Genomic DNA, 20,172 nt, shown 5'->3' with positions numbered 1-20,172 from the left:
TGAACCGGCCGCGTGCTTCTCCGCAACGTGCGAAGGAAGGCTTTGGCTTACGTCGTTCGGATACGGTGGGATCAGCTCGTACCGACGATGTAAACGGCCGGGCGGCCCTGCTGGGAGACTTCGCATGGGGCCCCGCGTGCTGGCCCCTCTGGCCCCATCCAGCTGTAGGCAGAGGTGTCGGAAGCGTCCGCGAGGCGGCCGGAGTTCACGAGGGGGAGGCATGGGGCAGCAGCCGAGCGAGCTGACGCCGGACGCCGGCCCGTGGCACCGATGGGGCTACGAATTACGCCAGTTCCGGGAAGCTCGCGGACTGGCGCAGCTGGCCCTCGCCCGCAAGGCCCTGATCGACCGATCCCATTTGGGGCGGTTCGAACGTGCCGAACGCCCCGTCCCTCGCCATGCTGCGGTTGCCCTCGACAAGGCCGTCGACGCTGCCGGGGCATTGGTCCGCCTCTGGGACTGGGCCGAGGGCGAGCACCCCCAGGCGAATCCCGCCCCCGTGTCCAGAGCCGTGGAACAGGCGCATGGGGCCAATGCGCGGAGCCATGGGGCCAGCGTCCCGGAGATCCTGGCCTTCGGAGCGATCGGGCAGGCAGGCTCGGTCGACGACGACACGGACACAGTCGTCGTCCCCGCCCGAATCGAAGGAAGGATCCTCTTCGTGCCCGTTCCACGTCGCGTCGTTCTCGCCTCCGGGCTCGCCGGCCTTGCCGCGACCGCGCTCCCGGCATCGACGGCGGCGGCAGCGACTGAGTTCGCCGAAATGGGATCCCCCGTCGAGCACTTCGCGCGGCTCCGCCGCACGATGATTCAGACCGACAACCTCATCGGCCCCCGGCACGTGATGCCCGCGCTCGAACAACACCTTGTTGTCCTCGGCGCTCGACGTCGGGCAGCTCGCGGTGCCGACGCGGCCGATCTCCTGGCCTTGGAGACGCGCTACGAGGAGCTGGCCGGTTGGTTCGCCCAGGACATCGGTGACGAGCGCGCCGCGTACGGCCACACGGCGAAGGCGCTCGATGCCTCCCACATCACCGGCGACACCGACCTCACCGCGTACATCCTTGCCCGCAAGGCGCAGCTCGCAGTCGATACCGGGCAACCTGCCGATGGTCTGGGTCTCGCTGCAGCAGCCCGGCGCACAGCCCGGCCGGGCAGCCGGCTCGAAGTCATCGCGGTCCTCCACGAGGCGCACGCGCACGCGATACTCGGTGAGGGCACGGAAGCCCATCGCGCGTACGAGACCGCGCTCACTCTGCTGGGCCGAGCGGATGCCGATGGAGTCTGGGGTTCGTGGCTCGACGAGGTGTACATCAGTACCGCCCGTGCTCGTTCTCTTGCCGCGCTGGGCGAGTACGAGCGCGCCGCTGTCGGCTTCGACAGCGCGATCGCGGCGTTGCCAGCCATGTACCGGCGCGACCGTGGTGTCTATCTGGCCAGGGCAGCCCGTGCCCACGCGGGCACCGGCAACGTGACGTTGGCCGCCAGGATCGGCACGCAGGCCGTGTGGATCGCGGCCGAAACCGGGTCGGCCCGGATCGTCGGCCAGCTGGGCCGGCTGGACCAGGCGCTGGCCCCTGCGGCGCGTGAGGAAGGCGTTGCCGAGTTCCGGGCCGCGCTCGACCGCATCGTGCTGCACCCTGCTTGATCTGCTCACCCTTTGGAGTTTTTCCGTGTCTCGCCCTTACGTTCTGCTGTCCGCCGCGGTTTCCCTCGACGGCTACCTCGACACCCGCCCGGGTGAGGACCGGCTCTTGCTGTCCAATGCGGAGGACTTCGATCGCGTCGACGCCGTCCGCGCGTCCGTCGACGCGATCCTCGTCGGCGCCGGCACCCTCCGCGCCGACAACCCCCGCCTCCTCGTGAACTCCGAGGAGCGCCGTGCGGCCAGGGTCGCCGCCGGCCGGTCGGAGTACCCGCTGAAGGTCACCATTACCGGCACTGGGGACTTGGACCCGAACTCGAAGTTCTGGCATCACGGAGGAGACAAGCTCGTTCTCGCCGTCGGCATGGAAGCCGGTACGAAGGCGCGAGCGGCGCTCGGCGACCTGGCCCAGATCGTTGTCGTCCCCACCGAGGCCACCTGGTCTGTCGTGCTTGACGTACTCGGCGGAGCCCACGGGATCGGCCGCCTCATGGTCGAGGGCGGCGGCACCATCCACACGCAGCTCCTCGAGGAAGCACTCGCCGACGAGCTCCAGCTCGTCATCGCCCCGCTCCTCGTCGGGCAGCCCGACGCCGTTCGCATGCTCGGCCCGGCCCACTACCTCGGAGGCCCGACCGCCCGCCTCCGACTCCTGGAGACCCGGCAGATCGGCGATGTGGTACTCCTGCGTTACGCCCCCAAGGACATCTCGACGGAGCCCCGATGAGCACCATCCCTTCCCCCGTGGGCCCGCCTGGCGCCGCCCGTGAGCCCAACGCCGCGGACCGGTCCTGGCTCGCTCTCGCCTGCGAGCTCGCCACCCTTTGCCCGCCCTCGACGACCGCCTTCTCCGTCGGCGCGATCATCGTCGCCGCCGACGGCACCGAGCTCGCCCGCGGCTACTCCCGCGAGCAGGACCCACTCGACCACGCAGAGGAAGCCGCGCTCGCCAAGCTCCAGGCGGACGACCCCGCGTTGAGCACTGCCACGATCTACAGCTCCCTCGAACCCTGCGCGAAGCGGGCCTCCAGGTCCCAGCCCTGTGCCCAGCTCATCCGCGAGGCTGGCATCCGCCGGGTCGTCACTGCCTGGCGCGAGCCCGACACCTTCGTGCCCGGGGCCGAAGGCACCGAGCTCCTTGAGGGTGCTGGCGTCACCGTTGTCGAACTCCCGGATCTCGCGGACACCGCCCAGGCGCCCAACCGGCACCTGCTCTGAACCATCTTCCAGACGCACGTGGTGGCGCGCGCAGGCACGTCAGTCAGTCCCGTATCCCGGGCAGACGCCACGGTGAGGTCCGCGTGGAGGAGGCCCGTCCGCCGACCATCGCCCCCGGTGCTCGGCCCGTTCCCCGTCGGCCGGGCCTCGCGTGCCCCCGTCGTTCGGATACCGAGTCGACCCCGGCAGCCCACGCAGGGCCCGCCCGGTGGCGGCGGTGTCCACGCGGCACTTGTCCACGATCAGCAATGCGTTCGGCTCGGGCGGGAGGCACTGGAGGTCCGGGAGGCGGAGTCACGCCGCAGGGGGCGATAACCAGCAGAGCCGCACGTGCATGGCTCAGGCCGAGACAGGCGTACGGGACAGGGCTGTGCGCAGCGCGAAGAAACCGAGCAAGCCCCCTGCCGCGAACCGCTGAGCGGTCATCACGCGGGGGCGGGCAGCCAGAAACCCCGACACCCGTGCCGCGCCCAGCATGATCAGAGCGTTCACGGAGATCCCCACGATGATCTGCACACCACCGAGCTGCAGCAGCTGCGCCCAGGCCGGACCCGCCTGCGGATCCATGAACTGAGGCAGAAGAGCGGCGTACATGAGAGCGATCTTGGGGTTGAGCAGGTTGGTCAGGAGCCCCATCGAGAAGAGACGGGCGTCGGAGACGGGAGGCAGGTCCGGTGCCGGAGCGAAGGGTGAGCGGCCGCCGGGCTTGAGCATGTCCCAGGCCAGGTAAGCCAGGTAGGCGGCCCCGGCGAGCTTGACCACCGTGAACGCCAGCGGCACAGCGGCGAACAACGCGGACAGGCCGGCGGCCGCGGCCAGCAGATAGCACAGGAATCCCACGGCGGTCCCGCTCAGGCTTACCGGGCCCGCCCTGCGGCCTTGGGTAATCGCGCGGGAGGTGAGGTGGATCATGTTCGGTCCCGGAGTCAGGGCCATTCCCAATTCGACCAGGGCCACTCCCCCTACTGCGGCCAGACTGATCACTGTCAACTCCCGATCGTTTGCCGGGTACCCGGTACCCGGCGTGAGCGTGCCCGGCGGCGAAGGACGGCTGCTACGCATCGGCAGTGTCTGTGTCGCCTGCCTCAGGATACGGCCTGCCGTTCGGGTTCTCCGTGCACCCTCCAGCCGGGCCAACGGCATCAAAGACCGCCCCGTGAAGGCGTTGGCGATCTCTGGGTGATCGGCCGGATGGGTCCCAGTTGCTCACAACTTCGCCCAACGGCGCCGGCTCGGTGTCCGGACGACCCGATGCCTTGATCGTCTCAACGGGGGTGGGTCACCGGACGGTTGCCCCCATGCAGCCACTCCCACGTGTCCCGAACCGTTTTGAGCAGCGGACGGCACACGAAACCGGCCTCCCGAGCGAGGCTCGCGTCCACGGCCCACGCACCCGCGCTCGTACGCCAACGGAGGCTCGGTCCACTCGTACCCCGTGTGCGGCCAGGGAGTGCTACTCGGCCCAGACGAGTTCACCCCGCCCGCCGGTGACCTCCAGGCATGCCGCCAGGAGGTTGGCCATGGTGTCGCGCCCCTGGGGCGCGACAAGGTTGTACGGTCCGCCGCCCTTCGCCGCCGTGTCGAGCGTGAACGCCCCCACATCCCATACGTCCACGGGCTGGATCGGTTGCTCGGAACGTCCAGGAGCCAGCACCTCTTTACCCCGAGGGGGCTCAGGGCCGGGTGGTCCACCTCCGACGAGCAGGACGGACCAGGTCGAGGGCAACGAGTCCGTCCTGGCAGCGACGCCCTTGTACATCTGGAACTCGCCCGCGGCCAGGCCGGGCACGCCCCGCCCGCCCTCCGCCGTGGAGCGGTCGGGGCGGTTCCTTCATGTCAGGGATCAGTACGCTCAGCGCATGATCCAGACGATCGCACTCGACATTGGCGAGACCCTCGTCCGGGATGACCGGTACTGGGCCTCGTGGGCCGACTGGCTCGAAATCCCTGGCCACACCCTTTCCGCGCTCGTCGGGGCCGTGGTCGCCCAAGGCAGGGACAACTCGGACGCGTTGCGTCTGCTGCGCCCCGGCATCGACGTGTCGGCCGAGTACGCCGCACGCGAGGCAGCCGGCCGCGGCGAATACCTCGACGAGACCGATCTGTACGACGACGTCCGGCCCGCGCTCGCCGAGCTGCAGCGCCTCGGCGTCCGCGTCGTCATCGCGGGGAACCAGACCGTCAAGGCGGGCAACCTGCTGCGCGGGCTCGACCTCCCCGCCGACTTGGTCGCGACGTCCGGAGATTGGGGTCTCGCCAAGCCGGACCGTGGATTCTTCGACCGAGTCCTCGACGCGGCCGACGGAGCCGCACCCCTTCTTGCCCCGGCGTGAGGGTCAGCGGCCCAGGTCCGACAGAACCGCCTTCGCCGCGTTCTCACCCGACGTGGCCGCGTCGGCGAGCGACGGCATGTCTAGTTGATAGTCGCCGGCCAGATGGATCGACCCGAGAGGGTTGCGAAGTGTCGGCAACGACTCGCGTCCCCGAAGCCCCTTCCCGCAGTCAGGTCGTCGGCAGTTCCTCCGCGGGCAGCCGGCCCGCGGCTACGGCGTCGACGAGGGCCTGGTGGTCGCGCTCGTTCTGGTCGGCATAGGCTTCCGCGAACGCGGCGAGTGCCCGGTCGAACGCGTCGCCGCTGCCCAGGTAGGCGGCGATCGCGATCCGGTCGCCGGACCGCGCGTGCGCACGAGCCAGCGTGACCCCACAGACTTCGCCGAACGCGCGCATGCGCCTCGGGTTCATCGTCTCGGGAAGGGCGATGCCCTTCCAGTCGCGCAGTTGGCGGACGTAGAAGTCGCGCTTCTTGCCGTCGATGCCGTCCACTCGCTCCCAGCCGAGGAAGATGTCGCTGGTGGCCTGCATCAGCCGCTGGCCGGAGACCACCCGTTCGCCCTGGTTGCGGTACGTGCTCGCGCCGACGTGGGCGGCGAGCACGGAGGTGTCCGCCTCCTTGGCCTGGAGGAAGAGCGGGTCCTGGTCGTCCCGGCCGAGGAGCAGGAAGATCCAGCAGCGGGTACCGACGCTGCCGACGCCGACCACCTTTCTTGCGACATCCGCCAGGCGGTAGTCCGACAGGAGCGTGCGCCGGTCGGACGCCAAGGTGTGGCCGTACCGCTCGATCAGACCGCGGAACTGGCGCTCAAGGGCATGGCGCTCCACGTCGGGCATGAGGTCGGCCACCGGGACGAGCAGCGGGGGATCCGCCGCGATCACGGGCCGGCCGTCGACCGTCGCGGTGAGCTTGTCGAAGGCCTGCAGGCTGTCGCGGCTGCGGGCCTTCTCCATGGCACGGGCCAGGCTCTTCCGGCCGCGCTTGTGGAGCCGGTCCGTGGCCAGGGACTCGAGACTGCCTTCGTCGATCTTCGCGTACCAGACGTCGATGGTGCGCATACTCGCGAAACGGATCATCGCCTCGCGGTACGAACGGACCGTGCGCCGGACGATGCGGGCGCGCTCGGCGTCGTCGAAGCCGTTCGCACGGGCAGCGATGACGAAACTCGCCGACAGCCGCTTGACGTCCCATTCCCAGGGGCCCGGCAGGGTCTCGTCGAAATCGTTGATGTCGAACATCAACTGCCGCTCCGGCGAGGCGAGGAGACGGAAGTTCAGCATGTGCGCGTCCCCGCACAGCTGGGCCGTGAATCCCGAGCGCGGGGTGGCGGCCAGGTCGGAGGCCATGATCGCGGCGGCGCCCCGGTAGAAGCGGAACGGGGACTCCGTCATGCGGCCGTAGCGGATGGGAACGAGCTCGGGCACTCGTGTCGCGGACTGCGCGTCCAGGATCCTCAGCGGGTCCGGCCTGTCAGGAGACGGCTCGTAGACTGCATGGCCGGATCGCGGCGAGCGGCGCCTCGCCTCCTTGCCAAGAGCTGCGCGCTCCTCGGGTGTGGCGTGGGGTGCCGCACGCATCGCCGTGGTCGACTTCTGGGGCATCGAAGACCCTCCTGCCCGGCGCTGCGGCCGTAGGGGATGTCCGGCACCGGCCGGGGCAGCCGGAAGGGCTCTGTGGTCTCCTCCGATGCCGGGCGAGCCGACCGGCGATGCCGGGGTGGGCGTGCGCTCTCAGCCCTCGATCTCGGCATCGGCGACGGCAATGGCGATGCCGAGTGCCGCAGCGATGTTGCCTGCTGCCGTCATGACGCGGGCGGTGCCCACGATGGGCGCGACGGCGACCAGGACGTCCTGCAGTTGCTCGGCGGTCATGTCGGTCCGGAGGGCGGGCTCGATGTGGGCCGCAAAGGAGATCGGCGGGGCATCCGAGGCGGCGAGGGCCGCGATGCGCGTGAGGATGAGCATGTCCGGGGCCAGGCCGCAGCGCTCGACCGAGTCGACGGTCATGGCGGCGAGGGTGTCCAGGACAGGGGTGTCGGATGCAGTGGACATGTTGCATGTCCTCCTGGGTGTGTTGTGGACGTTCCTCATGTTGTACGGCTTCGCGCAGGCCTGCTTCCTGTTCGGCTGATCGAGTTACTTCCACTCTCGACCCCTCTCGCATGCCGCGCACCTCAGGACATACGCGGCGCCTCCCGAGGGTCGTGAGTGGACCTGGCTTGCCCCGGGGAGAGCGGCACCGGATTCGTCGGGCGAGGAGAACCGTCCCATGGCCCGTTCCTGGTCCTCTGCGGAGACGGCGATCTCGATCCGGGTGCCGCCCTCGGCGCCGTGGAAGACGGCTGGGTTTCGGGGGGCTCGGGGCCGGTCAGTTGCCGAGTCGGCCGGTGGTGGCCGGGACGGGGATCGGGATTTCGAAGTGGACGGTCCCGTAGCCGCCGTGCTCGCCGGTCGTGCGGGCGTCGCAGACCTCGTCGGCCATGCTGCGCCAGAAGGCTTCCGCGCCCGGGATGTCGACGTTGGTGTGCAGGTAGATCGTGTCGTAGCCGGGGACGCCGGCGGCGAACTCGCAGGCCGTCCTGACCATGGCGCGCGCCAGTCCGTGCCTGCGGTGGTCCGGGCGCACGTACACCCGCAGGAGCTGCGCCGTGCGCCCGGCGGGGTAGCGCTCGGCGAGCCGGCGGGGGTGCGGAGGGTGCGCGGGGCCTCTGGAGTTCAGGGCGGTGGTGCCGACCACTTCGTCGCCCAGGACGGCCACGACGAGGGTGTGGCGTGGGTGCTCGAGGTAGGTGCTCTCGATGTCGACGACGTCGTCGTGCCACTGAGGTACGTACCCGTAGTCGAACTCCCGGTAGAACGTGTCGAGCATGACGCTCCGCGCGCCGGATGCGTCCTCGGGCCTGGCATGCCGTACCAGGTACGGCCCGATCTCCTGCCTCTGTGTCAGGTCCCTCATTGCTCGGTGGCTCCCTTCCGTCACTCCGGTCTCGTGGGCGGCAGGCTATCGGAAATCCACGCTATTGGAAATGAAAACGATTTCAGGTAGCTTCCTCCTCGGTTCGGTGCGGACGCCTCCCGTCAGGCGGCCCGCTGCGCCGGTATGCCCCGCGGTCGTGACGGCACTTTGAGAGGAAGTCCCTTGGCGCATCTGCTGGTTGTCGAGAGCTGGGTGGGGTCGATGAGCAGGCTGCTGCCCAGGGCGATCGGTGAGGGCGGGCACGAATTCACCTTCGTCACCCGGGACCTGCACCACTACCTGCGCGGCGCCGGGTCCGACGGCCCGCACCCGCTGCTTGCCGCGCGCAACATCGTCACCGCGGACACCAACGACATGGACGAGCTGCTGCCCCACCTGGAACGCCTGCACGCGGTGCTCGCCTTCGACGGTGTCGTCTCCTCCTGCGACTACTACCTCCCGGCCGTGGCCCGGATCGCCGACCGGCTGGGACTGCCCGGCCCGACCGTCGAAGCCGTCGAGGGAGCCTGTCGCAAGGACCTGACCCGCCGGGTCCTGGCCGAGGCCGGAGTGCCGGGCCCCCGTTTCGCGCTCTGTACCGACACGGCGCACGCCGCGGTTGCCGCCCGGGAGCTCGGCTACCCCCTGGTGGTCAAGCCCGTGGACCTGTGCGCCGGCATGCTGGTCCGCGAGGTCCGGGACGAGCACGAGCTGGAACGCGCCTGCCGGGCCCTGGCCGAGTTCCCGGTCAACGCGCGCGGGCAGGACCGTACGCCCTCCGTCCTCCTCGAAGAACTGCTCACCGGCCCCGAGGTCAGCGTCGAGACCGTCTCCTTCGGCGGTGTCACGGGCGTCGTCGGTGTCACGGACAAGAGCATCGGCGGAGCGCCCGCTTTCATCGAGACCGGCCACATGTTCCCGGCGGGTATCGCGCCGGATGCGGAGCGGGAAGCGGTCGACACGGCTGTGGCCGCGGTCGAAGCCCTCGGCCTGGACCACGTGGTCTGCCACACCGAGATCAAACTGACGCCCGGGGGCCCCAAGGTGGTCGAGGTCAACCCCCGGCCCGCAGGCAACCGGATCACCGAACTCGTCCGGCACGTGACGGGCATCGACCTGGCCGCCGCCTGCCTGGACGTCGCCCTCGGCCGCAAGCCGGACCTCACATCCCGCCCGACCGGCGTGCACAGCGCCGCCATCGCCTTCCTGCTCCCCGACACCACCGGCACCCTCACGGGAATCCAGGGCGCCGACGAGGTCCGGGCGCAGCCCGGGGTGCTGGAACTCACCCTCGCCGAGCCGGGCCGCGCCGTACGTGCCGCGACCAGCAACAACGAGTACCTCGGTCACGTCATGACGGCCGACACCCGGGGCAGCGGGGCCCGCGAGGCCGCCGAGCGGCTCATCGCGTACCTGCACCCCACGTTCGAGGAGCTGGGCGCCGAGCTGCCGTCGGCGGTGCCCGCATGACCGCGCCCACCCTGAACACCCTGAACACCCCGCACGAACCCGCCGTACGCACCGTCGATCAGCTCATCGAGGCGGTCCGCGCCGGGGGGTTACGGACCTGACCCTGCCCAGGAACGCATCGCGGTCGCCTTCACCACCGCCCAGGCGGTCCGGCACACGGGCCGCAGCAGCGGATACCGCAACGAGGTGCTCAGCCTGCGCGTGGACGCGGCCGTCGGATCCTGCGCCGTGGAGCCGGGAGCGCTGCCGCCGGCGGCACTCGACGACTGCGTCGGAGCCTCGGTGGCCGAGCTCCTCGCTCACCCGATGCTTCCCGTGCGGGTCGCCGCGCTCGACGCGTACCTGAGCCGTGTCCGCCCCCACACTCCCGAGCACGGCGCCCGCCCGTACGCCCTGCCGGCCGGCAGCTCCCTGCTCCGCTCCAGGGCCCGCGCTCGCGCCGTGGTCGACCTGCTGCCGGCGACCGGGATCCGCCGGGTCCTCGTCATCGGCGTGGTCAACTCCCTGCTGGAACAGCTGCGCGAGCGCGGCGTCGGTTACGTGCCCTGCGACCTCAAGGGCGGCAGCACCGAGTGGGGCGAGCCCGTACGGACCGATGCCCTCGCGGAGCTGGAGCACTGCGACGCCGTCCTCGCCTCCGGCATGACCCTCGGGAACGGAACCTTCCAGCCGCTGCTCGACCATGCCGCAGCCACCGGCAAGCCCCTGGTCATGTTCGCGCAGACCGGCAGCGCCGTCCTGCCGCGCTTCCTCGGAGCCGGGGTCAGCGCCGTGTCCGCCGAGCCCTACCCCTTCTTCTGGCTCGACGGCGGCCCGGGAGTCATCCACCGCTACGGAGGCACCCGGTGACCGTCGCACCCCCGCTGTACCGGCCGCCGGCCCACAGGGCGAACCCGGAGCTGCTGGCGCTGGTCGGCCGCACCCCGCTCGCGCGGATCCGTACGGAACTGCCCTACGCCCACCCGGGCTTCTGGGCCAAGCTCGAATGCCTCGGCGCCGGTGGGATGAAGGCGCGGTCCGCCGTGTCCATGCTGCGCGGTGCCCGGCAGCGCGGTGAACTCCGCCCGGGCGCCACCGTGGTCGAGTCCACCTCCGGAACCCTGGGGCTCGGCCTCGCCTTCGCCGGACAGGCCCTCGGCCACCCCGTCGTCCTCGTCGGGGACCGCGAACTCGAGCCGTCCATGCGACAGTTGCTCCGCACGTACGGCGCCCAGCTGGAGCTGGTGGAGCGGCCCGCTCCCGAGGGCGGCTGGCAGGCCGCCCGGATCGCCCGGCTCCGCGAGGTCCTGGCCCGGATCCCGGACGCCTACTGGCCCGACCAGTACAACAACCCCGACAACGCGGCCGGCTACGTCTCCATGGCCGCCGAACTCTGCGGGCAGCTCGACCACCTGGACGTCCTGGTGGCCAGCGTCGGCACCGGCGGCCACAGCGCCGGGCTCATCGGCCCGCTGCGCCGCCGCTGGCCGCGCCTGAAGGTGATCGGCGTCGACTCCATCGGCTCCGCCATCTTCGGCCAGCCCGCGCGCCCCCGACTCATGCGCGGACTCGGCAGCAGCATCCACCCGCGCAACGTCGCCCACCACGCCTTCGACGAGGTCCACTGGGTGGGCCCGGCCGAAGCCGTCGACGCCTGCCGCAGGCTCGCCCGCACCAGCTTCGTCAGCGGCGGCTGGAGCACCGGCGCCGTCGCCCTCGTCTCCGCCTGGGCCGCCCGGGTCGAGGCCGGAGCGGTCGTGGCGACCGTCTTCCCCGACGGCCCGCACCGCTACCTCGGCACCGTCTACGACGACGACTTCTGCCACGCGCACGGCCTCGACCGGGCCGAACTGGCCTTGCGCCCCCTGGAGATCGCACACCCGCACGCGACCGAGGCCGTCGGTTGGACCCGCTGCCGCACCGTCGTCGACCCGCGCGCGGCCACTCGGCCCCGCCTGCCCGCACCGACGCGGGGAGGCGTCGCATGAAACTCACCTGGCACACCACCGAGCTGGAACTGGCCGAACCGCTGCGCATCTCCCGCTCGGTGATGGCCCGCCGCGACGCGGTCTGGGTCACGATCGAGCGAGGCGGCCTGACCGGCTGGGGCGAGGTGGTCAGCAGTGACTACCTCGGCCTGCCCACCGCTCGCATCGTCCGGCACCTCACCACGGCACGCCCCGCCGTCGAACGCCTTCCCGACCCCGAGACCGCGTGGGACGAACACATGGCCGGCTCCCTGCCCGGCCTGCCGGAGCTGCCGGCCGGCGTGCTCGCCGGGATGGAGGCGGCCCTGCTCGACCTGGTCGGCAAACGGGCCGGCCGGCCCGCCCACCAGCTCCTGGGTACGCAGACCGCACCGGCCGCGCAGACCACCCGTACGATCGGCATCATCGCCCCCGTACCGGCCGCCGCGCAGGCGGCCCGGCTCGCCATGAGCGGCTTCACCGCCCTCAAGGTCAAGGCGGGGTCCCCCGATCCGGCCGAGGACCTCGCGCGCGTGGAAGCCGTACGCACCGGCGCCCCCGAGGCGATCCTCCTCCTCGACCCCAACGGAGCCTGGACCGAACGCCAGGCCCTCGACCTCCTCCCGCGCTTCGCCGAGCTCGGCGTCACCGCCGTGGAGCAGCCCATCGCGCCGGGCAGCCCCGACGCGCTCGCCCGCGTGGCCAAGGAGTCCCCGGTACCGGTCATCGCCGACGAGGACGCCGTCTCCTACGAGGACGCCGTCGCGCTCGCCGGACTGGTCCACGGCGTCAACGTCAAGCTCGCCAAGTGCGGCGGGGTACGGGCCGCCCTGCGCATCCACGAAGCCCTGCGCGGCACCGGCACCGACCTGATGCTCGGCTGCCTCACCGCGAGTTCGCTCGGCATCGCCCCTGCCGTGCACCTCGCCGACCGGGCCCGCTGGGTCGACCTCGACGGGCACCTGCTGCTCGCCGACGACCCCTGGACCGGCATCGGCCGTACGGACGGCACCGTACGGGCCGCCGACCGGGCCGGACTCGGCGTCCGGCGCACCCACATGGCGGTCGTGAGATGAGGATCCTCAGCGCGATACGAGGCTTCCCCCTCGCCGTACGACTGCTCCTCGTCAACCAGCTCGGTGTCAACACCGGCTTCTACCTGCTCATCCCGTACCTCGCCACGCACCTCTCCGACGACCTGGGGCTCTCGGCCGCCGTCGTCGGCGTCGTCCTCGGGCTGCGCAACCTCAGCCAGCAGGGCCTGTTCCTGATCGGCGGCTCCGCCGCCGACCGGCTCGGTGCACGCGGGGTGATCATCGCGGGCTGCGCCCTGCGCACGGTGGGATTCGGCCTGTTCGCCCTCGGCGACAGCCTGCCGTTGCTGATCGCCGCGTCCATACTCAGCGGGCTCGCGGGGGCCCTGTTCAACCCCGCCGTGCGAACGTACGTCGCCCAGGAGGCCGGGGAGCGCAAGGCGGAGGCGTTCGCGCTGTTCAACGTCTTCGCCACCACCGGGGCGCTGCTCGGCCCGCTGCTCGGCACCCTGTTGCTGCTCGTGGACTTCCGGGCGGCCGCCGTCACCGCGGCCGGCGTGTTCGCCGCCCTGACCCTCGCCCAGCTGCTTGTGCTGCCGGCCCGTGAGGTACCGGCCCCCGACACCGGTGTCATCGCCGACTGGCGCGAGGCCGCGGGCAACCGTCGGTTCCTGGCGTTCTCCCTCGCCATGGTCGCCATGTACGGCCTGGAGAACCAGCTGTACCTGCTGCTGCCACGCGCGGCGACCGACGCCTCAGGCTGGAGCGGCTCGGTCGGCCTGCTGTTCCTCGCCGGGACCACAGCCAACCTGCTGTTCCAGCTGCGCATCACCCGCGCACTGAAGGCCCGGGGGAGCAGGGGGCGCTGGATCGCGACCGGGCTGGGCCTCATGGGCCTCGGATTCCTGCCCCCGATGCTCGTCGCCGACGCCGCCACCGCGCACCCGCTGCGCCTCCTGCCGGTGCTCGCCGGCGCCCTGCTGCTGCACATCGGCGTGATGGTGGCCCAACCGTTCGTGATGGAGCTGATACCGGCCTTCGGGCGCGCGAGCCTGACCGGCACGTTCTACGGACTCTTCTACGCGGTCTCCGGAGTCGCGGCGGCCGTCGGCAGCGCGGCCGTCGGCTGGTCCATGGACACCGCCGGGCACACCGGCCTGACCTGGCTGCCGTACGTCTGCTGCCTCGCCCTCGGCCTGACCTCGGCCGCGGCCGTGGCGCACCTGCACCGCATACGGGCCCTGCCCGCCGACCGGGCCCCGGACCTCCTGCCCCCTCGTGCCCCGGACCTCCTGCCCCCTCGTGCCCCCGCACGCCCCCGAAGCGAGCCCCGATGACCAGCGGCAACCTGCTCACCGACCACCCCGCGCTCTACGAGGAACGCTTCCCCGACCCCGAGCGGCTCGCCGCCCGCTGGACCGAGGACGTACTGGCCCGCCACGGGGCCGGACCCCGCGTGCTCGACGTCGGGTGCGGCACCGGGCGGGACGCCGCCTGGCTGCACCACCGTGCCGGGCGCGACGTCACCGGAATCGACACCTCACAGGCCATGCTGGCCCACGCGGGCACACACCACCCCGGCCCTGGCTACCACCTGGCCGACATGCGTGACTTCGACCTCGGAGCCACCTTCGACGCGGTCGTCTGCCTGGACAGTGCCCTGCTCCACTGCCACACCAACGAGGACCTCGCCGCCTTCCTCGCCCGCTGCCGCGCCCACCTCACCCCGGGCGGGCTGCTCGTCGCCGAGATGCGCAACGGGGCCTTCTTCCTCGGCAACACCGAACTGCTCGATGGCCCGCGCACCCACACCTTCGCCTGGCGCGGTACCACGTACACCTCCCACACCACCCTGTGGATCGATCACGGCGCTCAACTCCTGCGCCGCCGAAGGACCTGGACCGCCGACGACGGCTCCCCGCCGGACGAACAGCACTCCGCCTGGAGGCTCCTCTTCCCGCAGGAGCTCCGGTACTTCCTCACCACCGCCGGGTTCGAGGTCCTCGCGCTGCACGACGGGCCCGGACCCCGCACGGAACCGCCGTGGAGCGAGGGCGAGGCCCCGCACGGGACCACCCGTTCCGACCGCCTCCACCTCATCGCCCGGCTCACGCCCCACCCCAGCAACGGAGACACCACCCCATGAACGACGCCCGCTCCAGCCTCGCCCGCAGAGGCTTCCTCTTCGCCACGGGCGCCACCGCCCTCGCCTTCACCGCCGCCTGCGGCACCGGCGCCACCACCCCGGACGCCAAGAACGCGGCAGAGGGAGCCCCCAAGCCCGGCGGCAAGCTGCGCGCCGCCTTCGCCGGCGGCGGCGCCAACGAGACCCTCGACCCGCACGCGGCCAACCTGTTCGTCGACGCGGCCCGCGCCAAGGCCCTGTTCGACAAGCTGGCCGACTTCGGCGCCGACCTCGCCGCCGTCCCCAGGCTCGCCGAGCGCTGGGAGCCGAACGACACCCTGGACACCTGGCGCATCACCCTGCGCAAGGCCGCCTTCCACGACGGCAGGCCGGTCACCGCCGAGGACGTCCTCCACAGCTACCGTCGGATCGCCGACCCGAAGGGCACCTTCCGCGCCAAGGCGTCCCTGGAGCCCATCGACCTCGACGCCAGCCGGGCCGTGGACGCCTCCACCGTCGAGTTCAAGCTCAAGCGCCCGTACGCGGAATTCCCCAACGTCCTCGCCGCCTTCGGCGCGTACATCGTGCCCAAGGACGCCACCGCCTTCGACAAGCCCGTCGGCTCCGGACCGTTCCGCTTCGTCTCCTTCAAGCCGGGCAGCTCCCTCGTCGTCAAGCGCAACGACGCCTACTGGGAGGGCGCCCCCCACCTGGAGGAGCTCGAATTCGTCGTCGCCGGCGAGGAGTCGGCACGCGTCAGCGCCCTGCTCGGCGGTCAGGTCGAGTACGCCCACGAGCTGAACCCGGCCACCGCCCGCACCCACGAGGGCAAGGGAAAGATCGACATCGTCCGCCTCCCGGGCAGTGCGATGCAGGGCTTCGTCATGAAGACGGACCGCCCGCCGTTCGACGATCCCCGGGTCCGCCAGGCCTTCTTCCTCATCGCCGACCGCAAGGAACTCGTCGACGGAGCCCTCTCCGGCGCAGGCGAGATCGGCAACGACCTCTTCGGCAAGGGCTATCAGTACTACCCGGCCGGCCTCCCGCAGCGTACCCAGGACCTCGACAAGGCCCGTGCCCTGCTCAAGGAGGCCGGGGCCGAGGGCCTGAAGGTCACCCTCGACACCGCCCCCGCCGCCACGGGCTTCGTCGAGGCCGCCGGCATCTTCAAGGAGCAGGCCGCCAAGGCCGGGGTCACCGTCGAGATCAAGGTCGGCAACAAGGACACATACTGGAAGGACATCCTGGACAACGGCACCTTCGCCTCCTACCGTTCGGGCGCCATGCCCATCGAGTCCCACATCTCGCAGCGGCTGCTGACCGGCTCCACCACCAACGCCACCAAGTGGCGGCAGAAGGACTTCGACGACCTGTACCAGCAGGCCCAGTCCACCCGCGACGTGACGCAGCGCGGCGCCCTCTACGAGCGGATGCAGCGTCGGCTGTACGACGAGGGCGGCTTCCTGATCTGGGGCTTCGCCGACTGGATCATCGCCACCGCGCCCACGGTGCACGGGGTGTCGAAGGAGGCCCCCGCCAACACCCTCGACTGGGCCCGCTTCGACAAGATCTGGCTCGCGTGACACCGCACCTCTCCTGGATCGGCCGCCGCCTGCTCCTCGGCCTGGGGCAGACGGCGGCCGTCGTCCTGTTCATCTTCGCCCTCACCGAGGCGCTGCCCGGTGACGCGGCCGTCGCGCTCGCCGGGGACCAGCCCGACCCGGCCCGCATCGCCCGCATCCGCGGGGCGATGGGCCTGGACCGGCCCGCCGCCGAACGCCTCGCCGACTGGGTCGCCGGCCTCCTCCACGGCGACCTCGGCACCTCGCTGATCAGCGGGCGGCCCGTCACCGGCTACCTGGCCGCGGGCCTCGGCCCCACCCTTCTGCTGGCCGTCGCGACCCTCGCCCTGCTCGTCCCTCTCTCCGTCGGCCTCGGGGTTCTGGCCGCCCGCCGCGAGGGCGGCCCGCTGGACAGGACCGTCAGTGCCCTGACGCTCGCCGTGCACGCCGTACCGGAGTTCGCCGTCGGGGTCCTGCTCGCCACGCTCTTCGGACTGTGGCTGGGCTGGCTGCCGCCCACCGCAGTCGGCGTCGACGTGTTCACCGAGCCCGCCGTCCTGATCCTGCCCGTCGCCGTCCTGCTGTCGCGGCCCGTGTGCACCATCAGCCGCCTGGTGCGCGCCGGGATGATCGAGGCCATGGCATCGCCGTACGTGGCCCAGGCCCGCCGCTACGGAGTCTCCGGCACCCGGATCACCTGGGCCCACGCCCTGCCCAACGCGCTCGCGCCCGCCACCCAGCAACTGGCCCGCACCTGCGACTGGCTCCTGAGCGGAGTGATCGTCGTGGAGGCACTCTTCGTGATCCCCGGCCTCGGCACCGTTCTCATCGAAGCCGTCGCGGCCCGCGACCTCCCCGTCGTCCAGGGCATGGCCGTCGTCTTCGGCACCGTCACCGTCGCGGTCAACCTCGCCGCAGACCTGGCCGCCCGCCGATTCGCACCCCGATCCGAGGTGGCGGCATGAAGCAGAAACCATCGAGGTCCCTCCTCGCCCTCGGGCTGATCGGCCTGCCCGTCCTGCTCGCCCTGGTGGGGCCCTTCGTGGCAGGTCCGGCCGGTCCCCGCTCGGTCTCCTTCGCCTCCGGCGACGGGCACTGGCTCGGCACCGACTTCAGCGGACGCGACGTATGGCAACAGGTGCTCCTCGGAGGCCGCTCCGTCGTACTCGTGGCGATCGCGGCCACCGTCCTCGCGTACCTCGTCGCCGTCCCCCTGGGCCTCACCGCGGCCCTCACCCGCCGCACCTGGCTGGAAGAAGCACTGATGCGCCCCCTGGACGTGGTCATCGCGGTGCCCTCGCTCCTGCTGGTGCTGCTCGTCGCGGCCACCCTCACCCCGGGGCCAGTCGGACTCACCGTCCTGGTCGGCCTCGCCGCCGTGCCCGACGCCGCCCGGGTCGTGCACGCGGCGGCCGTCGAGATCTCCTCCCGACCGGCCGTGGAAGCGCTGCGCATGCAGGGCGAGTCCTGGTGGCGCACGGCCGTCGGGTACGTGGCACGCTCCATGCGCCGCACCCTCGCCGCGGACGCCGGGATCCGGCTCACCGGAGCCCTCTATCTGGTCGCGACCGCCGCTTTCCTGGGCGTGGGCGTACAGCCGGACGCCGCCGACTGGGCGGTGATGGTCGACCGCAACCGCACCGGCCTGTTCCTCCAACCCTGGGCCGTGGTCGTACCCGCCCTGCTCATCGCGGGCCTGTCGATGGGCACCAACCTGCTGTTCGACGCCGTCCTCCAACGGCACACCCCCCGGAAGGGAGCGACGCGATGACCCTCGTCGCGCACGTGCGGGACCTGCGCGTGGAGATCGGCGGACGGACGATCGTGGACGGCGTGAACCTCGCCGCCCACGCGGGCAAGGTCACCGCCGTCATCGGCCCGTCCGGCAGCGGCAAGACCACCACCGGGCTCGCCCTCCTCGGCGAATACCCGGCCGGCGCCGTGGTCGACGGCGCGGTCCACACATCCGCGGGCCCGGTCGGATACGTACCCCAGCACCCGGCTTCCGTTCTCAATCCCGCCCGGCGCGTCGGCGCGCTGCTCACCGACATCACCGCCCGCCAGGGAGGCGACCGGCGAGAGCGCAGGAACCGCGTCGAACAGGCCCTGCGTCTCGCCCAGATGCCGGACCCCGAGGCCGTGCTCCGCCGCTTCCCGCACCAACTCTCCGGCGGACAGCAGCAGCGGGTCGTTCTCGCCCAGGCACTGCTGCTGGGCGCGCGGGTCATCGTCGCCGACGAACCCACCACCGGCCAGGACGCCCTCACCAAGCAGGGCATCGTGGCGGAGCTGGCCGCCGTCGCCGCACAAGGCATCGCCGTCGTCCTGCTCAGCCACGACCTCGACGTCGTACGGGAGTTGGCCGACGAGGTCGTGGTGATGCGGGACGGGAAGGTCGTGGACCGCAGACCCGCGTCATCCGTCCTGGAGGGGCTCGCACCGGAGATGCCGCCCCGCGTTGCGCGAACACCGCGCCCGCGCGGTCCGAAGCGTCTGGAGACGCGGCACCTCACCGCACGGCACCGCACCACGCAGGGAGCCGCCGAGGTACTGAGCGACATCGAGGTCTCGCTCGCGGCAGGGGAGTGCCTGGCGCTCGTCGGCCGTTCCGGCAGCGGCAAGACCACCCTCGGACGCTGCCTGGCCGGGCTGCATCGCGCGTACCAGGGCACGGTCCTCCTCGACGGGACGCCGCTGCCGCGCAGTCTCCGTTCCCGCACCCGCGCCGAACTGGCCGCCGTCCAGTACGTGTTCCAGGACGCGAAGGCGGCCTTCGACGAGCACCGGCCGGTCCTGGACCAGGTCGCCCGCAGCGCGGTACGGCTCCGCGGAGCCGCACCGCGGGACGCACGGCGCACTGCCCTGGAGACCCTCGGCGAGTTCGGCCTCACCGAGAGCCTCGCCGGGCGCCGCCCCGGAGAGCTCTCGGGCGGCGAACTCCAGCGAGCAGCGCTGGCCCGCGCCCTGCTGGCCGGGCCACAGGTCCTCATCTGCGACGAGATCACCTCCGGCCTCGACGCGGCCACCCGGACCACCACCCTGGACTCCCTCGCCCGGCTCCGGGACAGCGACGGACTCAGCCTGGTGTTCATCACCCACGACCTCGCCGCCGCCGGAGTCCTCGCGGACCGGATCGCGGTACTCGACTCAGGACGGATCGTCGAGGCCGGCCCGGCCGATCACCTGAATGCTGCCGTCGGGGTCGCAGCGGGCGAAGCCCAGTGGGTTCCCTATCCGCACCTGCGGCGGTGATACGCGAACGTCAGCGCCAGGAGGAGGGGGCCCCACAAGGTGAACAGGCCGCTGACCGTCATCGCCAGCACGTCCCAGCCCTCGGCGTACGGGAAGCCGTCGGCACCGCCGAGGCGGAAGGCTCCGAACGCCCAGTGGACCATCAGGGCGGTGAAGAGAAGGCCGCTGATCGTCGCGGGGAGGATCACGGCGAAGGGCGGTATGCGTCTGCCGCCCAGTTTGGGCACCCAGGTGGGCACGACCTCTCCCCACCGGCGGACCAGGCCCAAGCTGAGTAGGGCGAACGCCTCGGACAGAACGCTGAGTCCGACGACGTAGGGAATGTTCCACGGTGACGGGGGCAGGACCTCCCCGCCCATGCCGTATCCGAAGGCGATGGGCAGACGCCACAGGCAGACAGGCAGTGCGACCAGGGGCATCGCGTGGGCCGCGAGGGCAGCCCACCGGGGAACGGGCCGCTCTGTTGCTGTCGTGATGAGGTGCGTCGTGTGGGTTGTCATGGCTCCACTGTGTCCGGGCAGCCCACGCGCCCGGATCCACTCCGCGGACGATCCGCCTCCGCCGGAAGGGCGAGGGATGGAGAGCGGAAGTCCGATCCCGTCCGACGGGATGAGGCGCCGGAGTTGCTGGGCC

17 protein-coding genes and 2 pseudogenes are annotated in these 20,172 nt (G+C 71.6%); 13 read left to right on the top strand and 6 right to left on the bottom strand.

Translation table 11 applies throughout. The features are described from left to right. Window positions 1-220: 220 nt before the first annotated feature. Window positions 221-1,648 (top strand): helix-turn-helix domain-containing protein, encoded by a 1,428-nt coding sequence (locus ACGFYP_RS05340; RefSeq protein ID WP_393486602.1) that lies wholly within the window; start codon window positions 221-223, stop codon window positions 1,646-1,648. Window positions 1,649-1,673: 25 nt separating this feature from the next. After that, window positions 1,674-2,863: pseudogene (locus tag ACGFYP_RS05335) on the top strand (dihydrofolate reductase family protein). Window positions 2,864-3,202: 339 nt separating this feature from the next. Here the strand turns inward: ACGFYP_RS05335 and ACGFYP_RS05330 are convergent. Continuing rightward, on the bottom strand, window positions 3,203-3,847 hold the full coding sequence (locus ACGFYP_RS05330) for a LysE family translocator (protein ID WP_393486600.1): 645 nt from the start codon (window positions 3,845-3,847) through the stop codon (window positions 3,203-3,205). Window positions 3,848-4,316: 469 nt separating this feature from the next. Continuing rightward, window positions 4,317-4,478 (bottom strand): hypothetical protein, encoded by a 162-nt coding sequence (locus ACGFYP_RS05325; protein WP_393486598.1) that lies wholly within the window; start codon window positions 4,476-4,478, stop codon window positions 4,317-4,319. Window positions 4,479-4,722: 244 nt separating this feature from the next. On the opposite strand from ACGFYP_RS05325, the pseudogene ACGFYP_RS05320 reads away from it, so the two are divergent. After that, a pseudogene (locus tag ACGFYP_RS05320) lies at window positions 4,723-5,172 on the top strand (HAD family hydrolase); the annotation flags it as partial. 193 nt (window positions 5,173-5,365) lie between these two features. Here the strand turns inward: ACGFYP_RS05320 and ACGFYP_RS05315 are convergent. The 3 genes from ACGFYP_RS05315 to ACGFYP_RS05305 form a co-directional block, all read right to left on the bottom strand. After that, window positions 5,366-6,796, bottom strand: a complete 1,431-nt coding sequence (locus tag ACGFYP_RS05315) for a DUF2252 domain-containing protein (protein WP_393486595.1) — start codon at window positions 6,794-6,796, stop codon at window positions 5,366-5,368. Window positions 6,797-6,925: 129 nt separating this feature from the next. Beyond that, window positions 6,926-7,246: a carboxymuconolactone decarboxylase family protein gene (locus ACGFYP_RS05310; RefSeq protein WP_393486593.1), complete on the bottom strand. Its 321-nt coding sequence runs from the start codon at window positions 7,244-7,246 to the stop codon at window positions 6,926-6,928. Window positions 7,247-7,562: 316 nt separating this feature from the next. After that, complete coding sequence (locus tag ACGFYP_RS05305) at window positions 7,563-8,150, bottom strand: GNAT family N-acetyltransferase (RefSeq protein ID WP_393486591.1); 588 nt, start codon at window positions 8,148-8,150, stop codon at window positions 7,563-7,565. A gap of 183 nt (window positions 8,151-8,333) precedes the next feature. Between ACGFYP_RS05305 and ACGFYP_RS05300 the strand changes: the two genes are divergently transcribed. The 10 genes from ACGFYP_RS05300 to ACGFYP_RS05255 all read left to right on the top strand — a co-directional run bounded on the left by ACGFYP_RS05300 (window position 8,334) and on the right by ACGFYP_RS05255 (window position 19,539). After that, complete coding sequence (locus tag ACGFYP_RS05300; RefSeq protein WP_393486589.1) at window positions 8,334-9,620, top strand: ATP-grasp domain-containing protein; 1,287 nt, start codon at window positions 8,334-8,336, stop codon at window positions 9,618-9,620. 186 nt (window positions 9,621-9,806) lie between these two features. After that, the gene (locus ACGFYP_RS05295) at window positions 9,807-10,469 is read left to right on the top strand and encodes a Rossmann-like domain-containing protein (protein WP_393486587.1); all 663 of its coding nucleotides are present in this window, start codon (window positions 9,807-9,809) and stop codon (window positions 10,467-10,469) included. Continuing rightward, complete coding sequence (locus tag ACGFYP_RS05290) at window positions 10,466-11,587, top strand: PLP-dependent cysteine synthase family protein (protein WP_393486585.1); 1,122 nt, start codon at window positions 10,466-10,468, stop codon at window positions 11,585-11,587. The genes ACGFYP_RS05295 and ACGFYP_RS05290 overlap by 4 nt, the downstream gene beginning before the upstream one ends. After that, window positions 11,584-12,642 carry a dipeptide epimerase gene (locus ACGFYP_RS05285; protein WP_393486583.1) on the top strand — a complete coding sequence of 353 codons (1,059 nt, stop codon included), beginning with the start codon at window positions 11,584-11,586 and terminating at the stop codon, window positions 12,640-12,642. Before ACGFYP_RS05290 ends, ACGFYP_RS05285 begins: the two co-directional genes overlap by 4 nt. After that, on the top strand, window positions 12,639-13,937 hold the full coding sequence (locus tag ACGFYP_RS05280) for an MFS transporter (protein ID WP_393486581.1): 1,299 nt from the start codon (window positions 12,639-12,641) through the stop codon (window positions 13,935-13,937). Before ACGFYP_RS05285 ends, ACGFYP_RS05280 begins: the two co-directional genes overlap by 4 nt. Then, the gene (locus ACGFYP_RS05275) at window positions 13,934-14,746 is read left to right on the top strand and encodes a class I SAM-dependent methyltransferase (RefSeq protein ID WP_393486579.1); all 813 of its coding nucleotides are present in this window, start codon (window positions 13,934-13,936) and stop codon (window positions 14,744-14,746) included. The genes ACGFYP_RS05280 and ACGFYP_RS05275 overlap by 4 nt, the downstream gene beginning before the upstream one ends. Next, window positions 14,743-16,308 (top strand): ABC transporter substrate-binding protein, encoded by a 1,566-nt coding sequence (locus ACGFYP_RS05270; RefSeq protein ID WP_393486577.1) that lies wholly within the window; start codon window positions 14,743-14,745, stop codon window positions 16,306-16,308. The genes ACGFYP_RS05275 and ACGFYP_RS05270 overlap by 4 nt, the downstream gene beginning before the upstream one ends. Next, window positions 16,296-17,252 carry an ABC transporter permease gene (locus ACGFYP_RS05265; protein ID WP_393487475.1) on the top strand — a complete coding sequence of 319 codons (957 nt, stop codon included), beginning with the start codon at window positions 16,296-16,298 and terminating at the stop codon, window positions 17,250-17,252. Before ACGFYP_RS05270 ends, ACGFYP_RS05265 begins: the two co-directional genes overlap by 13 nt. Next, complete coding sequence (locus ACGFYP_RS05260) at window positions 17,249-18,058, top strand: ABC transporter permease (RefSeq protein WP_393486575.1); 810 nt, start codon at window positions 17,249-17,251, stop codon at window positions 18,056-18,058. The genes ACGFYP_RS05265 and ACGFYP_RS05260 overlap by 4 nt, the downstream gene beginning before the upstream one ends. Beyond that, entirely contained in the window at window positions 18,055-19,539 is a 1,485-nt protein-coding gene (locus ACGFYP_RS05255; protein ID WP_393486572.1) for an ABC transporter ATP-binding protein, read from the top strand. The genes ACGFYP_RS05260 and ACGFYP_RS05255 overlap by 4 nt, the downstream gene beginning before the upstream one ends. On the opposite strand, the gene ACGFYP_RS05250 is transcribed toward ACGFYP_RS05255, so the two are convergent. After that, window positions 19,518-20,039: a hypothetical protein gene (locus ACGFYP_RS05250; RefSeq protein WP_393486570.1), complete on the bottom strand. Its 522-nt coding sequence runs from the start codon at window positions 20,037-20,039 to the stop codon at window positions 19,518-19,520. The two genes, ACGFYP_RS05255 and ACGFYP_RS05250, sit on opposite strands and share 22 nt — an antisense overlap. Window positions 20,040-20,172 lie beyond the last annotated feature (133 nt).

Source organism: Streptomyces sp. NPDC048370, from assembly GCF_043200825.1.
Classification (GTDB): Bacteria; Actinomycetota; Actinomycetes; order Streptomycetales; family Streptomycetaceae; genus Streptomyces.
The sequence above is the reverse complement of the archived record's forward strand: the minus strand, read 5'-3'. Positions and strand labels throughout refer to the sequence as shown.

Bases quoted from the DNA above. Each gene is read 5' to 3' on its own strand.
- ACGFYP_RS05340 (WP_393486602.1), top strand. From the start codon at position 221: ATGGGGCAGCAGCCGAGCGAGCTGACGCCGGACGCCGGCCCGTGGCAC.
- ACGFYP_RS05315 (WP_393486595.1), bottom strand. From the start codon at position 6,796: ATGCCCCAGAAGTCGACCACGGCGATGCGTGCGGCACCCCACGCCACA.
- ACGFYP_RS05275 (WP_393486579.1), top strand. From the start codon at position 13,934: ATGACCAGCGGCAACCTGCTCACCGACCACCCCGCGCTCTACGAGGAA.
- ACGFYP_RS05270 (WP_393486577.1), top strand. From the start codon at position 14,743: ATGAACGACGCCCGCTCCAGCCTCGCCCGCAGAGGCTTCCTCTTCGCC.
- ACGFYP_RS05285 (WP_393486583.1), top strand. From the start codon at position 11,584: ATGAAACTCACCTGGCACACCACCGAGCTGGAACTGGCCGAACCGCTG.
- ACGFYP_RS05310 (WP_393486593.1), bottom strand. From the start codon at position 7,246: ATGTCCACTGCATCCGACACCCCTGTCCTGGACACCCTCGCCGCCATG.
- ACGFYP_RS05255 (WP_393486572.1), top strand. From the start codon at position 18,055: ATGACCCTCGTCGCGCACGTGCGGGACCTGCGCGTGGAGATCGGCGGA.
- ACGFYP_RS05250 (WP_393486570.1), bottom strand. From the start codon at position 20,039: ATGACAACCCACACGACGCACCTCATCACGACAGCAACAGAGCGGCCC.
- ACGFYP_RS05260 (WP_393486575.1), top strand. From the start codon at position 17,249: ATGAAGCAGAAACCATCGAGGTCCCTCCTCGCCCTCGGGCTGATCGGC.
- ACGFYP_RS05280 (WP_393486581.1), top strand. From the start codon at position 12,639: ATGAGGATCCTCAGCGCGATACGAGGCTTCCCCCTCGCCGTACGACTG.
- ACGFYP_RS05305 (WP_393486591.1), bottom strand. From the start codon at position 8,150: ATGAGGGACCTGACACAGAGGCAGGAGATCGGGCCGTACCTGGTACGG.